The 14209-nt window shown below is 40.9% G+C and carries 13 protein-coding genes and 1 pseudogene; all 14 read left to right on the top strand.

Annotated elements, in window-relative coordinates; translation table 11 throughout:
* Positions 1-93: 93 nt before the first annotated feature.
* The 14 genes and pseudogenes from yfmF to BK575_RS20105 all read left to right on the top strand — a co-directional run bounded on the left by yfmF (position 94) and on the right by BK575_RS20105 (position 14026).
* Positions 94-1377, top strand: coding sequence for an EF-P 5-aminopentanol modification-associated protein YfmF (gene yfmF / locus BK575_RS20170; RefSeq protein ID WP_078413161.1), 1284 nt, complete (start codon positions 94-96; stop codon positions 1375-1377).
* Positions 1377-2660 (top strand): EF-P 5-aminopentanol modification-associated protein YfmH, encoded by a 1284-nt coding sequence (yfmH, locus tag BK575_RS20165; RefSeq protein WP_078413159.1) that lies wholly within the window; start codon positions 1377-1379, stop codon positions 2658-2660. The genes yfmF and yfmH overlap by 1 nt, the downstream gene beginning before the upstream one ends.
* An 83-nt stretch (positions 2661-2743) precedes the next feature.
* On the top strand, positions 2744-3463 hold the full coding sequence (gene ymfI, locus BK575_RS20160) for an elongation factor P 5-aminopentanone reductase (protein ID WP_078413157.1): 720 nt from the start codon (positions 2744-2746) through the stop codon (positions 3461-3463).
* A gap of 54 nt (positions 3464-3517) precedes the next feature.
* On the top strand, positions 3518-3778 hold the full coding sequence (locus tag BK575_RS20155; protein WP_078413155.1) for a DUF3243 domain-containing protein: 261 nt from the start codon (positions 3518-3520) through the stop codon (positions 3776-3778).
* 271 nt (positions 3779-4049) lie between these two features.
* On the top strand, positions 4050-4841 hold the full coding sequence (locus tag BK575_RS20150) for a DUF3388 domain-containing protein (protein ID WP_078413153.1): 792 nt from the start codon (positions 4050-4052) through the stop codon (positions 4839-4841).
* Between the two features lie 12 nt (positions 4842-4853).
* A complete protein-coding gene (locus BK575_RS20145; protein ID WP_328589524.1) occupies positions 4854-5777 on the top strand; it encodes a helix-turn-helix domain-containing protein in 924 nt (307 codons plus the stop codon).
* Positions 5778-5921: 144 nt separating this feature from the next.
* Positions 5922-6500, top strand: coding sequence for a CDP-diacylglycerol--glycerol-3-phosphate 3-phosphatidyltransferase (pgsA, locus tag BK575_RS20140; RefSeq protein ID WP_078413149.1), 579 nt, complete (start codon positions 5922-5924; stop codon positions 6498-6500).
* Positions 6501-6517: 17 nt separating this feature from the next.
* The gene (locus BK575_RS20135) at positions 6518-7753 is read left to right on the top strand and encodes a competence/damage-inducible protein A (RefSeq protein ID WP_078413147.1); all 1236 of its coding nucleotides are present in this window, start codon (positions 6518-6520) and stop codon (positions 7751-7753) included.
* Positions 7754-8129: 376 nt separating this feature from the next.
* Positions 8130-8738 (top strand): annotated as a pseudogene (recA, locus tag BK575_RS20130) (recombinase RecA); the annotation flags it as partial.
* Positions 8739-9058: 320 nt separating this feature from the next.
* Positions 9059-9496 carry a recombinase RecA family protein gene (locus BK575_RS20125; RefSeq protein WP_407984356.1) on the top strand — a complete coding sequence of 146 codons (438 nt, stop codon included), beginning with the start codon at positions 9059-9061 and terminating at the stop codon, positions 9494-9496.
* A gap of 319 nt (positions 9497-9815) precedes the next feature.
* Positions 9816-11375, top strand: a complete 1560-nt coding sequence (gene rny / locus BK575_RS20120) for a ribonuclease Y (RefSeq protein WP_078413143.1) — start codon at positions 9816-9818, stop codon at positions 11373-11375.
* 178 nt (positions 11376-11553) lie between these two features.
* Positions 11554-12348, top strand: a complete 795-nt coding sequence (locus tag BK575_RS20115) for a TIGR00282 family metallophosphoesterase (RefSeq protein WP_078413141.1) — start codon at positions 11554-11556, stop codon at positions 12346-12348.
* Between the two features lie 265 nt (positions 12349-12613).
* On the top strand, positions 12614-12874 hold the full coding sequence (gene spoVS, locus BK575_RS20110) for a stage V sporulation protein SpoVS (RefSeq protein ID WP_003181955.1): 261 nt from the start codon (positions 12614-12616) through the stop codon (positions 12872-12874).
* A 231-nt stretch (positions 12875-13105) separates the two neighbouring features.
* A complete protein-coding gene (locus BK575_RS20105; RefSeq protein WP_078413139.1) occupies positions 13106-14026 on the top strand; it encodes a dipeptidase in 921 nt (306 codons plus the stop codon).
* Positions 14027-14209: the final 183 nt, after the last annotated feature.

The raw sequence follows: 14209 nt of genomic DNA, 5'->3' as shown, positions 1-14209 counted from the left end.
AAGAAAGGTTAAAACTGCTCAAAGTGATGAAAACTAGGAACATGGCTTTAATAATAGTCATTACGACTGTTTTTTGAAAAAGGAGGTTTCCGAATGAAACTGCTAAAAGAAGAAAAGCACGAATTAAACGGTTTGACCGTTCACACCATTCAAACATCCAAATATAAAACAAACACCCTAATTTTAAAGATGAATGCTCCGCTGCGGGAAGATACGGTCACATTAAGGGCCCTGCTTCCGTATGTACTCCAAAGTGCGACTGCTTCATATCCATCAACGACCAAGCTTCGTACATACTTGGACGATTTATACGGGGCGACACTGCAGGTTGATTTAATGAAAAAGGGCGAGTGGCATGATATGACGTTTCGTATCGATGTAGCCAATGAAACATATTTGAAAGATACGACGCCTATTTTAAAGGATGCACTGCTGTTATTGGGAGATATTCTATTAAACCCCGAACTGGAAAACAGTTCCTTTTTGCCGGACATCGTGGAGCAAGAAAAGCGGTCAATGCGTCAGCGTATACAGGCCGTATTCGATGACAAAATGCGCTATTCTAATTTGCGCCTTGTAGAAGAGATGTGCAAGGAAGAACCGTATCATCTTCACGTGAACGGACGCGTAGAGGACATTGAAGCCATTACACCTGCTTCACTTTATGAGTATTACAAAAAAGTACTAGAAGAAGACGCGATTCATCTATATGTGATTGGCGATATTAAACAGGAGGAAGTACTGGAGAACGTTAAGCAAATTTTTGCGTTACCTGCAAAAACAACCCGTCAGCATCGAGGGGAAAATGAGAGCAAAAAGATTGAAAAAGTAAACGAAGTCGCTGAAAAGCAAGATATTAAGCAAGGTAAGCTCAACATCGGTTATCGTACAAATATTGTATACGGTGATCCTGGATACTTTGCGCTGCAAGTGTTTAACGGCATTTTTGGCGGCTTCTCCCACTCCAAGCTGTTCATCAATGTACGTGAAAAGGCAAGTCTCGCTTATTATGCCGCATCGCGGGTAGAGAGCCATAAAGGATTATTAATGGTCATGTCAGGTATTGATGCTAAAAATTACGATCAAGCCGTTCGAATCATCAATGAACAAATGGAGGCCATGAAGCAAGGGGACTTTACCCCGGAAGAGCTTAATCAAACAAAAGCGGTCATTCATAATCAAATTTTAGAGACAATCGATACGGCAAGAGGGCTCGTGGAAGTTTTGTATCATAATGAATTAGCGAATACAGACATTTCAGTGGAAGATTATTTAGAAGGAATTAAAGCTGTCACAAAAGAAGAAGTAATGGCAGCGGCAAAGCAAATCGAGCAAGACACGATTTATTTTTTACGAGGAATGGGCGGTGAAGAATGATGGAAAAAATCCCGTTTTCACAGTTGAAAGAAGATTTGTATCATGAAAAAATGGCAAATGGGCTTGAAGTCTATATTTTGCCGAAGCCGGAATTCAATAAAACATATGCTACCTTCACGACAAAATACGGTTCCATCGATAATCAATTTGTTCCGCTGAACCAAACGGAAATGACGAAAGTACCCGATGGAATCGCTCACTTTTTAGAACATAAATTGTTTGAAAAAGAGGATGGGGATGTGTTTCAACAGTTCAGTAAACAAGGGGCTTCCGCGAACGCGTTCACATCGTTTACAAGAACGGCTTACTTGTTTTCTTCTACGTCCGACTTCGAACGGAATTTTGAGACCTTAATCGATTTTGTGCAAGATCCTTATTTTTCCGATCAAACGGTCGAAAAAGAAAAAGGAATTATTGGGCAAGAGATTACGATGTATGATGACAATGCCGATTGGCGCTTGTACTTTGGCGTTATTCAAAATATGTATCATCATCATCCGGTTAAAATTGATATTGCCGGTACGATTGAGTCAATTTCCCATATTACAAAAGAATGGCTGTATACGTGCTATGAAACGTTCTATCACCCAAGCAACATGCTGCTTTTCGTTGTAGGGCCGGTCGATCCTGAAAAAGTGATGAATCAAGTTCGCGAAAATCAAGCGAAAAAAGATTATCACGATCAACCAGAAATTAAACGTCATTTCGAAGATGAGTCTGAAGGGGTAGCCAAAGCTAAACAAGTTATCCCAATGACGGTTCAGTCTTCAAAATGTCTTGTCGGTGTAAAAGCCAAAAATCCGCAGCGCTCAGGACGTGAGATGCTCGTTCATGAACTGGCAATGAACGTCATGCTGGATCATTTATTCGGCAAAAGCTCCGTGCATTATGAGAATTTGTATCGCGAGGGATTAATCGATGAAACGTTCTCTTATGATTACACGGAAGAAACAGGCTTTGGATTTGCCATCATTGGCGGTGATACGGAAAAACCGGATGAACTGGCCGATCGAATCAAAGGCATCCTTTTGCAAATAAAAGAAAATCCGATGACAGATGAACAGTTGGAGCGAGTTCGTAAGAAGAAAATTGGTTCGTTCCTTCGTTCCTTAAACTCTCCGGAATTTATTGCTAATCAGTTTACACGCTATGCATTCAATGACATGGATTTATTTGATGTAGTGGATGTGCTAGAAACGTTAAAGAAAGAAGATATCGAAAAAGTAACGAATGAATTGATGGACGAAAACAATATGACGGTTTGCCAAGTCGTGCCAAAATAAAAAGACATAAGGAAAAAGCATCCCTTTATGTGATAAAGGGGCTTTTTCTATTTTAGGTACATGTTCAAAAAGGAGCGTTTAGATTGGAAAAGTATGCACTAATTGTAGGAGCGAGCGGAGGAATCGGTTCAGCAGCGGCTAAAAGGCTGGCGATGGACGGATATTCGCTTGTTCTTCATTATAACAGAGGGGTAAAAGAGGTAGTGAAGTTGCAGCAAGAGCTTCCTGAAAAAGATGTAATCTTGATTGAGGCGGATTTGGCACAAGAAGATGGTGCCAAAACTTTATTAAAGCAGCTTGCAGTTCCGATTGATTTAGTTGTATATACGAGCGGAAACAGTTATGTAGGGCTTATAACAGACATGAAAGACGAAGAAGTACAAAAAATGATTCAATTGCATGTGACGAGCCCTTTTCAGCTTGCCAAAGAATTATTGCCGGCAATGATTGAGCGAAAACACGGTAATATGGTCATGATTTCTTCCATTTGGGGGGTGACAGGAGCTTCTTGTGAAGTGTTATATTCAATGGTGAAAGGAGCTCAAAATACATTTGTGAAAGCACTGGCAAAAGAAGTGGCGATGAGCGGTATCCGAGTCAATGCAGTGGCCCCGGGAGCGGTGGGCAGCAAGATGATGGATGAATTTACAGAAGAAGACAAGGCGCTGATTTGTGAAGACATACCAATGGGAAGATTTGGAACATGTGAAGAGATAGCGGATGCGATTGCTTTCTTGGCCTCTGACCAAGCGACCTATATTACAGGACAAATTCTTTCGGTCAATGGCGGTTGGCATACATAAAAAATCCGTAAGCGTGCAAACTAGGATATGAATAAACCTAAAGGAGGGTTCTTCATGTCAGTATTAGAAAATTGGGATTCATGGAAAGACTTTTTGGCGGATCGCCTGCATCACGCACAAAACGATGGAATGAGCAATGATGTCGTTAATAATCTTGCTTATCAAATCGGAGGCTATTTAGCTAACCAAGTAGAAGCAAAAAATCCACAGGAAAAGGTATTGGCGGATCTTTGGAGTGTTGCTTCTAAAGAAGAACAGCAGGCCATTGCGAGCATAATGGTGAAACTCGTTCAAAATAACGGTACAGTACAATAAGAGAGGATTTTGCCTCTCTTTTTCTTGTAGAAAGGCTCCATAACTGATGTTGACTCCTGGCTTACATGAGAATAATCCGTAAGCTGGGAGTTTTTAACGAATTTTTCATGGATGTCCTCCTATATGGATAACTCTTCATAAAAAAACAGGGTTTCCTTCGCTCTTCTACTTTATAAATTATACGAAATCATTTATATTTAATATAAGTAAAAAGGCAATAGGGGATATAACAACCATAAAAAATTAAATGATTGTCCGGGGAGAGAGTTTTATGTCAAAGATTGAGTGGTACTTAGAATATCAAATACAAAAAAACCGACCTGGTCTATTGGGAGATGTTTCTTCTTTATTGGGAATGTTATCCATCAATATCGTCACAATAAACGGGGTAGATGATCAACGACGCGGTTTGCTTTTACGCTGTGATTCGCATGAGCAAATCGAAAGACTTGAATCTATATTGAAGACGATGGATAATATAACTGTCACAAAGTTAAGAGAACCTAAGTTGCGGGATCGATTAGCAGTACGACATGGCCGTTACATACAACGAGATGCCGATGACAAAAAAACATTTCGTTTTGTACGGGATGAATTAGGTTTACTTGTCGATTTTATGGCAGAGCTCTTTAAACAAGAAGGACATAAGCTAATTGGAATTCGAGGGATGCCGCGTGTCGGCAAAACTGAATCGATCGTTGCAGCCAGTGTTTGTGCCAATAAGCGCTGGTTATTTGTATCTTCAACCTTGCTTAAACAAACGATTCGCAGTCAACTCATTGAAGAAGAATATAATGAAAATAATATTTTCATTATGGATGGGATTGTCTCTACGAGGAGAGCCAATGAAAAGCATTGGCAGTTAGTGCGGGAAATTATGCGTGTTCCGGCAACTAAAATTATTGAACATCCAGATATTTTTGTTCAAAATTCGGAGTACTCACTTGATGATTTTGATTACATTATTGAGCTGCGGAGCAATCCAGATGAGGAAATTACATATGAAGCGGTTGAAGGCCCATCCATGTTTTCAGACGGCGGTTTCTCGATGTTTGATTTTTAACATAATTGGAAGGTGTTATCATTGACAGAATTAGGGAAAAGACTGAGAGAAGCTCGAGAACAGCAAAATATGTCGCTGGAGGATTTGCAAAAACTGACGAAAATCCAGAAACGTTATTTAGTGGGAATCGAAGAAGGCAATTATGACTTGATGCCTGGAAAATTTTATGTTCGTGCGTTCATTAAACAATATTGTGAAGCCGTAGGACTGAATCCCGAGGAGATTTTTGAAGAATACAAATCTGATATCCCGGTGACACAGACGGAAGAACTCCCGGAACAATTATCACGTGTCCGAACTCGTAAAGAAACGCCTGTACAAGATTCCAAAGTATTCGATGCTCTTCCGAAAATCCTATTGACAATTGGAGCAATCGGAATTGCTGTACTCATTTGGGTATTCGCCCAAAATAGGGAAATGGCCAAGGAAGAAGTTTCTCCGGAAACGACAGCAGAAGTAGAACAATCCAAAGAAACACCGGTGCCAGAAGAACCGGTAAAAGATGAGGAAGAAAAAACGAATGAGCCGCAAAATGAAGAAGAGGATATAGAGAAACAAGCAGGAACAGAGGATTTGACAGAAGGAACGAACATCCAGAAAATTGTAGAATTGCAAAAGAGTGGTAAGTCAGCTGTTCTCCAACTTCAAAATGCAGATGAATTTCAAGTGGAAATTTCTTCAAAAGGAGAGACGTGGGTCGGAGTAAAAAACGGAAAAGGTAACTCTTTTTATCAGGGCATGTTGAAATCGGGTGAAGCGAAAACGTTTGATTTTACAAAAGAAACAGAAGTTCGTTTCAATATCGGAAATACGCTTGATACTGAGGTGAAAATTAACGGACAAACCGTTCCTTTCCCATCCAACCCGAGCGATCAAGTTCAGCAAATCATCACCATCCAATATTCACCGTCGGATGCCGTTGAAGCAAGTGAGTAATGCACCTCACCTTCTTCGCCATACATGATATTTGCTTGAAGAAGCGATTTGTTCCATTTAGGGTGGCTTGATAGGGAACGATCTTATCGAGTCACCCTGTTTTCTACATTTCATACTGTTTAATGCGATATTGGAGGAATCATAGTGAATTTACCTAACAAGATTACCATTTCAAGAATTTGTTTAATTCCATTATTTTTAATCATTATACTTGCACCTTTTTCTTGGGGAGATTGGCGGATTGGTACCGTATCGATTCCGGTCACGCATCTAGTGGGGGCCCTTATTTTTATCGTTGCTTCCACAACTGATTGGATTGATGGTTATTATGCTCGAAAATATAATATGGTCACGAATCTTGGAAAGTTTCTGGATCCGCTGGCTGACAAATTGCTTGTATCAGCGGCTCTTATTGCTTTAGTAGAACTTCAATTAGCTCCAGCCTGGGCTGCAATCGTTATTATTAGCCGTGAGTTTGCTGTAACGGGTTTACGTTTAGTGCTTGCAGGCGGAGGGGAAGTTGTTGCCGCCAATATGCTTGGTAAAATTAAAACGTGGGCACAGATTGTGGCCATTTCAGCTTTACTGTTACATAATTTGCCGTTTGAGCTTATCCCATTTCCGTTTGCAACTATCGCATTATGGGTTGCGGTTATTTTTACAATTGTATCCGGCTGGGATTATTTTGCGAAAAACAAGAGTGTGTTTGTGAATTCTAAATAAAAAGTGAGATGAAGAACATGAATACGGAGATTATCGCGGTTGGATCTGAATTATTACTGGGCCAAATTGCTAACACGAATGCCCAGTTCCTTTCAAAGCAGCTTGCTGAAATCGGTGTAAACGTCTTTTATCACACAGTAGTTGGGGATAATGCTGAGCGATTGAAAAAAACGATTGAGGTTGCACAGAAAAGGGCTGATTTAATTATTTTTACAGGCGGGCTGGGACCGACGAAGGATGATCTAACAAAAGAAACGATTGCAGCAATGCTTGGCAAGCGATTGGTCATCCATCAGGAGGCACTTGATAGCATCGAGGAGTACTTTCGTAAAACCAACCGGGTGATGACACCGAATAATCGGAAACAGGCGCTTGTGCTGGAAGAGTCAACCATTCTGTTCAATCATCACGGCATGGCTCCCGGAATGGCTCTTAAAATTGGAGATACCCACTATATGCTGCTTCCGGGACCTCCTAAAGAAATGCAGCCAATGTTCCAAACGTTTGGCAGGGATTATATTGCGAAACAGCTTGGAAAGGTAGAACGAATTGAATCACGCGTACTGCGTTTTTTCGGTATCGGGGAATCACAGTTGGAGACAGAAATTGAAGATTTGCTTGACCGTCAAACAAATCCAACGATTGCTCCGCTCGCTGGAGATGGCGAAGTGACGTTGCGCTTGACCGCGAAGCACTCGTCAAAAGAAGAAGCGATTAGTATGCTGGATGAGGTGGAGCGCCAAATTCAGGAACGTGTTCATGAATTTTTCTACGGTTATGAAGAGACTACTTTATATGAGGAAGTTCTTAATCTTTTAAAAGAGAAGGGATTAACGATTGCGAGTGCTGAAAGTTTAACAGGCGGCTTGTTCAGTGAACGTTTAGTCTCTCTTCCCGGTGCAGGAGATATTGTACAGGGGGGGATTATTTGTTATCAAAATGAAGTGAAGCAGCACGTTGTCGGCGTATCTGCTGATACTTTGCAAGATCATGGAGCGGTAAGTCAGCAGTGTGCTAAAGAAATGGCTGAAAATGTCCGACAGCTTTGCCGTTCTAATATTGGCATCAGTTTTACAGGTGTAGCGGGACCGAAAGTACAAGAAGGAAAAGAAGTCGGAACCGTATTCATGGGAATTGCGATTGAAAACGAACCGACAGAAGTGTATCATCTTCAGCTTTCCGGAGGACGCCAGTCCATCCGTACAAGAGCGGTCAAATATGGCTGCTATTACTTGCTTCGATTGTTAAAATGAATTCTAGTGTACTATTTTGTGCTCTCATATATTGGAAATATAGAAAGTAGCCATAAAAACAGCTGTGCAGTTCACTCTGGCACAGCTGTTTTTATGTTCTTTTATCGGCAAAAGTAGAAAATTCTTTTTCCAGTTGCGCTTTAGCGCAACTGGTTTATTCTGTAGGGAGGTAATCCTCCCTACAGAATAAAATCGAACGTTTATTCGTTTTTTACTTGGCAAATGATAAAAAAAAATGTATAGTATTAATAGAAAGTTGCTAGTAAGTTATGCGAAACAAATTTAGCATGTTTCGATTAAATGATATAAAAGAGGTAATATAAATGATAGGAAGTGAAACTTGCAAACCGCAAGTTTATATAAAGGAGGAAAATACGTGAACGATCGTCAAGCCGCATTAGATATGGCATTGAAACAAATCGAAAAACAATTTGGTAAAGGTTCCGTCATGAAGCTCGGGGAACAAACAGAACGAAAAATCTCCACTGTTCCAAGCGGATCGCTAGCTCTTGATGTAGCGTTAGGAGTAGGAGGATATCCACGCGGACGTATTGTTGAAATTTACGGACCTGAAAGTTCGGGTAAAACGACATTTGCCCTTCATGCGATTGCTGAAGTACAGCAAAACGGGGGAACAGCAGCATTCATCGATGCTGAACACGCTCTTGATCCTGTTTATGCTCAAAAACTTGGTGTAAATATCGATGAATTACTTCTTTCCCAGCCGGATACAGGAGAGCAAGCGTTAGAAATTGCTGAAGCTCTTGTACGAAGCGGAGCAGTTGATATTATCGTTGTTGACTCGGTAGCAGCCCTTGTTCCAAAAGCAGAGATTGAAGGAGAGATGGGTGACGCCCATGTAGGTTTACAAGCGCGTCTTATGTCACAGGCTCTTCGTAAACTATCAGGTGCGATCAACAAATCCAAAACGATTGCGGTATTCATCAACCAGATCCGTGAAAAAGTTGGGGTTATGTTTGGAAATCAACTCGTAGTTGCTTAATCAAAATGATTAAGGAGTTTACACTGGGTTTCCCTTGCTAGTGATAGTAAGTTAAAAAACCTTGTGAACCCTATTGCCTAGGGGTGTGGCTGGAAAGCTGCTAACGGTGAAGCCCTCCATAAATGGGTAATACCGTGCCGAGCCTTATAGAGTATAAGGAAGGTGTAGAGACTACCGAAAAGGGCTTAGAAAGCTAACTGAGTAGGGTACGGCAGGAGATAGGCTGCTGCTGGAAGTGCAAGGCTCTCTATTTTAGAGATGAAGAGATAGTCCGTGCTATAGAAATGGTAAATCTATAGATAGTGCCTGAAACAACTCCAGGGGGACGCGCGCTTAAGTTCTATTCGACGATACGTTTAGAAGTGCGCCGCGCCGAACAGTTAAAACAAGGAAATGATATTGTAGGTAATAAAACGAAAGTAAAAGTAGTCAAAAACAAAGTAGCGCCTCCATTCCGTGTAGCGGAAGTGGATATTATGTATGGTGAGGGCGTTTCAAAAGAAGGCGAAATTTTAGACATGGGTACTGAATTGGATATCGTTCAAAAGAGTGGTTCTTGGTATTCCTATAATGAAGAACGCTTAGGCCAGGGGCGCGAAAATGCGAAACAATTCTTGAAAGAGAATCCTGAAGTTCGTCTTGAGGTCGCTATGCAAATTCGTGAACATTACGGCTTAGATCAGGATGTTAAAGCTCCTTTATCAGTCGATGATGAGGACCAAGAGGAATTTGAAATTTAAATTCTAGTAAAGGCACACAACGAGTGTGCCTTTTTTATGGTATTTTCCAAATATTATATAGGAAAATACATGGCCATATATGATATCAGAAAGCGTTATCTTCATGAAAAGTGGCTGAAGTCTTTATTTTTCAGAGCTGACAAAGGCTGACAGGCTTGACAATAAAATTCACCACCTTTACAATTAAATTGTATATTTTCCATTTTTCAAGTATTGAGCATTGCTAAAAGCCTTTGTGTGTATGTTGAAACATGAAACAATATACATGCCGACAATTTTTAAAGTTACTAACCAGTTCATAGCAAGAGGAGGTGATATGATGGAACCTACAACTATCATCTTCATTTTGCTTGCCACGATCGTCGGTGCAGTTGTTGGCTTTTTTGGTCGTAAATCGATTGCGGAAGCTAAAATAGCGGGAGCAAAGTCCGTTGCTGAGCAAATCATTGATGAAGCGAACCGTGAGGCGGACGCCCTAAAGAAAGAAGCCCTGCTTGAAGCGAAAGATGAAATTCATACTATTCGTACAGAGGCGGAACAAGATATTCGTGATCGCAGAATTGAACTTCAAAAACAAGAAAATCGATTAATGCAAAAAGAAGAGAATCTTGACCGTAAGGATGAATCTTTAGATAAGCGAGAAGCGATGTTAGAGAAGAAAGAAGATTCTCTCGCTAGTAGACAACAGCAGATTGAAGAGATGGAAAGCAAAGTGGAAGAGATGGTGCGTAACCAACAAGTGGAGTTGGAGCGTATTTCAGGTTTAACACGAGAGGATGCACGTCAAATTATAATTGAGCGTGTCGAAAATGAACTTTCACATGAGCTTGCTCTAATGGTAAAAGAAACAGAAAACCGTGCAAAAGAAGAAGCGGATAAAAAAGCGAAAGAAATCCTTTCTCTTGCCATTCAGCGTTGTGCAGCTGACCATGTTGCAGAAACGACGGTATCGGTTGTTAACTTACCAAATGATGAAATGAAGGGTCGTATTATCGGCCGTGAAGGACGCAATATTCGTACGTTAGAAACATTGACAGGTATTGACTTAATTATTGACGATACACCAGAAGCCGTTATTCTATCTGGCTTTGATCCTATTCGTCGTGAGACTGCAAGAATCGCTCTTGATAAACTTGTTCAAGACGGACGTATTCACCCTGCTCGAATCGAGGAGATGGTGGAAAAGTCACGTCGAGAAGTGGACGAGTATATTCGCGAAGTGGGTGAACAAACAACCTTCGAAGTTGGTGTTCACGGTCTCCATCCGGATTTAATTAAAATTTTAGGTCGCTTGAAATTTAGAACAAGCTACGGCCAAAACGTGTTAAAGCACTCAATGGAAGTTTCTTTCCTGGCAGGCTTAATGGCAGCTGAGCTTGGCGAAGATGAAGTGCTGGCAAGACGTGCGGGCTTACTGCATGATATTGGAAAAGCGATTGATCATGAGGTAGAAGGAAGCCATGTTGAAATTGGTGTAGAATTAGCAACGAAGTATAAGGAACATCCGGTTGTTATAAATGCCATTGCCTCGCATCATGGTGATACTGAACCAACATCTGTTATTGCGGTTCTTGTAGCTGCGGCTGATGCTTTATCTGCAGCTCGTCCTGGAGCGCGAAGTGAGACGTTAGAAAACTACATTCGCCGCCTTGAAAAACTGGAAGAGATTTCAGAATCATACGAGGGTGTAGAGAAATCGTTTGCGATTCAAGCAGGACGTGAAGTGCGTATCATGGTAAAACCAGATACAATCGATGATTTAGAAGCGCATCGATTAGCACGGGATATCCGTAAACGCATTGAAGAAGAGCTTGATTATCCAGGTCACATTAAAGTAACTGTGATTCGGGAAACAAGAGCAGTCGAATATGCAAAATAATGAACTCTTCAAAACCGTAAGGAACTAAGCTAACCGCTCTTTATGGTAAGAAGAAACAAAAGAGGTCGGGAACGCCAAAACCATTTGTCGTTCTCGACCTCTTTTCGACTGCTTCGCCATCATATGGTACACTATGAGACAATGACAATGAACTAGATTACATAAAAGGGGCTTTATAATGAAAATTCTTTTTGTCGGAGACGTAGTTGGCTCTCCGGGTCGAGAAATGATTGAAACATATTTACCGAAACTAAAGCAAAAGTACTTGCCGTCCATGACCATTGTCAATGGAGAGAATGCAGCAAGCGGAAAAGGAATCACAGAAAAAATTTACCGCCGTTTTCTTGAGCTTGGAGCCAATGTTGTAACGCTCGGTAATCATGCATGGGATAAAAAAGACATTTTTGAATTCGTCGATGATGCTAAACAACTGGTTCGTCCTGCCAATTTCCCGGAAGGAACACCTGGAAAGGGGATTGTATATTTCACTTGCGATAAGCAAGAGGTTGCGGTCATCAATTTGCAAGGCCGTACGTTTATGCCTCCTCTTGATTGCCCATTTAAAAAAGCGGACGAATTGATTGATGAGGCGAAAAAACGGGCTTCCATCATTTTTGTTGATTTCCATGCAGAAGCCACAAGTGAAAAGCAGGCTCTTGGTTGGTATTTAGATGGAAGGGTAACAGCTGTCGTAGGGACACATACACATGTTCAAACAGCCGATAACCGCATTTTGCCGAATGGAACAGCTTATATCTCGGATGTGGGGATGACGGGACCGTATGATGGCATTTTAGGGGTAGATCGCGATGCGGTCATCAAAAGGTTTTTAACGAATCTTCCTGTCCGTTTTGAAGTGACGGAAGGCCGTACGCAGCTCAGCGCGGTCATTATTGATGTTGATAATAAGACGGGAAAAGCGAAAAAAATGGATCGGATTTTAATTAACGATGATTTCCCATTCTTTGAATAAATAGGGCGTTTCTTCTGTAAGGGAACAATACGAGATATAGTTGGTTAAAGTTAGAGAGCGTGAAAAGAATACAGTCAATGAGAGGCAGCCTGGAAGGTTGCCTCTTTTTTACAGACAAGAGCGATTGGCTGAATTTTTTGAAAAAAAAGGAAGGGGAAGCAGGAATACGTTCTAAATATCGTGAATATAGTATCAGTGAAATCAGTTATCCCATTGTTCTAATGAACACTCAGCATACATTGTAAAGAATAAGGAGGAGCTCGGAATGGAAATATTAAAAGTTTCAGCAAAATCTAACCCAAATTCTGTAGCCGGTGCACTTGCAGGGGTACTACGCGAAAGAGGGGCAGCAGAAATTCAAGCGATTGGAGCAGGGGCTTTAAATCAGGCTGTAAAGGCTGTAGCGATTGCCAGAGGGTTTGTGGCACCAAGTGGTGTTGACTTGATTTGTATTCCGGCATTTACGGACATTCAAATAGATGGTGAAGAAAGAACAGCCATTAAGTTAATTGTAGAGCCCCGATAATATAAACCTTCAAGAGAGGACAAGACTGCCGACAATAGTATGCCGCTCTTAGAGGTAGTTATCCTTTTGTGAAGCGATGAAATGATGCGCTGTTAGAAGAAGGATAAATATGGAGGGGAAATGAGGCGTCATGGGAAATCCTTTTTCTTACGGATTTCCCATGGCGTTTTATTTAGTTGAGTGGTTATGCAACTATTTTCTCTTAAAACATCGCGGAAAGGAGAGAGAAACATGAAAGTTTTTGATGCTCATTGTGATGTCCTTATGAAATTATGGATGAATCCAAACCTTTACTTTGAAAGAGACCATCGTCTGCATGTAACGCTTGAATTGTTGGAGAAAACACATGCAAAGGTGCAGTTGTTTGCCATTTATGTTTCTGAGAGCGTACCGTATGATCAGCGCTTTGATGCGGCACTAGAAATGATTGAGCTTTTTTATACTCGTATTTTATCCACCCCGCAAATGAAACTCGTCTGTACAAAGCGAGATATCGATCAGTTGAAAAAAGGGGAAATCGGGGCGATGCTGACGCTTGAAGGATGTGACGCAATCGGCCATAATATTGCTCGCCTGCAAACCTTATTACGCCTCGGAGTATCTTCTGTCGGTTTGACATGGAATTATAGTAATGCGGCAGCCGACGGTATTTTAGAAGAAAGGGGAGCGGGTCTTTCGTCTTTTGGCAAACAAGTCGTACAGGTAAATAATGAAGCGAAAGTGTGGACAGATGTCTCCCATCTATCTGTCAAAGGATTTTGGGATGTCATGGAGACAGCGGATTATCCTATTGCTTCTCACTCCAATGTGTATTCTTTATGCCCCCATCCGCGAAACTTAAAAGATGAGCAAATAAAAGCGCTTATAGACCGAAATGGAATTATGGGCATTACATTCGTTCCGGCATTTTTAACAGAGGGGCAGGAGGCAACAGTTGATGATGTTTTGCGCCATGTCGAATATGTATGCGAGTTAGGCGGCGAACATCATGTCGGATTCGGCTCAGACTTTGATGGAATTGTTGATACGGTAAAGGGATTACATAATTATCAGGGATACGATTTGTTAATCAATAAGCTGTTAAAATATTATTCTGATAAACAAGTAAATAACTTACTTTTCGATAATTTTTATAGAAAAATGCCAAAATAACAAAAAATCCAAAAATATTTATGTTTTCGTCACGAAATAGTTGGAAAGGGTTGCATTTTTACAGGGATAGGTCTAGAATTGTAAGCAATTAGTACATATCCAAACAATGATATAGATTTATATACAATTTTCATTCTAGGATTTGCTTGGAGAAGTGCCACACTAATACTTGTAGATCATCGT

This window comes from Priestia abyssalis (assembly GCF_002019595.1).
Classification (GTDB): domain Bacteria; phylum Bacillota; class Bacilli; order Bacillales; family Bacillaceae_H; genus Bacillus_BA; species Bacillus_BA abyssalis.
The sequence above is the reverse complement of the archived record's forward strand: the minus strand, read 5'-3'. Positions and strand labels throughout refer to the sequence as shown.

Excerpts from the sequence above, each read along its gene's own strand:
- yfmF (WP_078413161.1), top strand. The coding sequence starts at position 94 with ATGAAACTGCTAAAAGAAGAAAAGCACGAATTAAACGGTTTGACCGTT.
- yfmH (WP_078413159.1), top strand. The coding sequence starts at position 1,377 with ATGGAAAAAATCCCGTTTTCACAGTTGAAAGAAGATTTGTATCATGAA.
- BK575_RS20155 (WP_078413155.1), top strand. The coding sequence starts at position 3,518 with ATGTCAGTATTAGAAAATTGGGATTCATGGAAAGACTTTTTGGCGGAT.
- BK575_RS20150 (WP_078413153.1), top strand. The coding sequence starts at position 4,050 with ATGTCAAAGATTGAGTGGTACTTAGAATATCAAATACAAAAAAACCGA.
- BK575_RS20135 (WP_078413147.1), top strand. The coding sequence starts at position 6,518 with ATGAATACGGAGATTATCGCGGTTGGATCTGAATTATTACTGGGCCAA.
- rny (WP_078413143.1), top strand. The coding sequence starts at position 9,816 with ATGGAACCTACAACTATCATCTTCATTTTGCTTGCCACGATCGTCGGT.
- BK575_RS20115 (WP_078413141.1), top strand. The coding sequence starts at position 11,554 with ATGAAAATTCTTTTTGTCGGAGACGTAGTTGGCTCTCCGGGTCGAGAA.
- spoVS (WP_003181955.1), top strand. The coding sequence starts at position 12,614 with ATGGAAATATTAAAAGTTTCAGCAAAATCTAACCCAAATTCTGTAGCC.
- BK575_RS20105 (WP_078413139.1), top strand. The coding sequence starts at position 13,106 with ATGAAAGTTTTTGATGCTCATTGTGATGTCCTTATGAAATTATGGATG.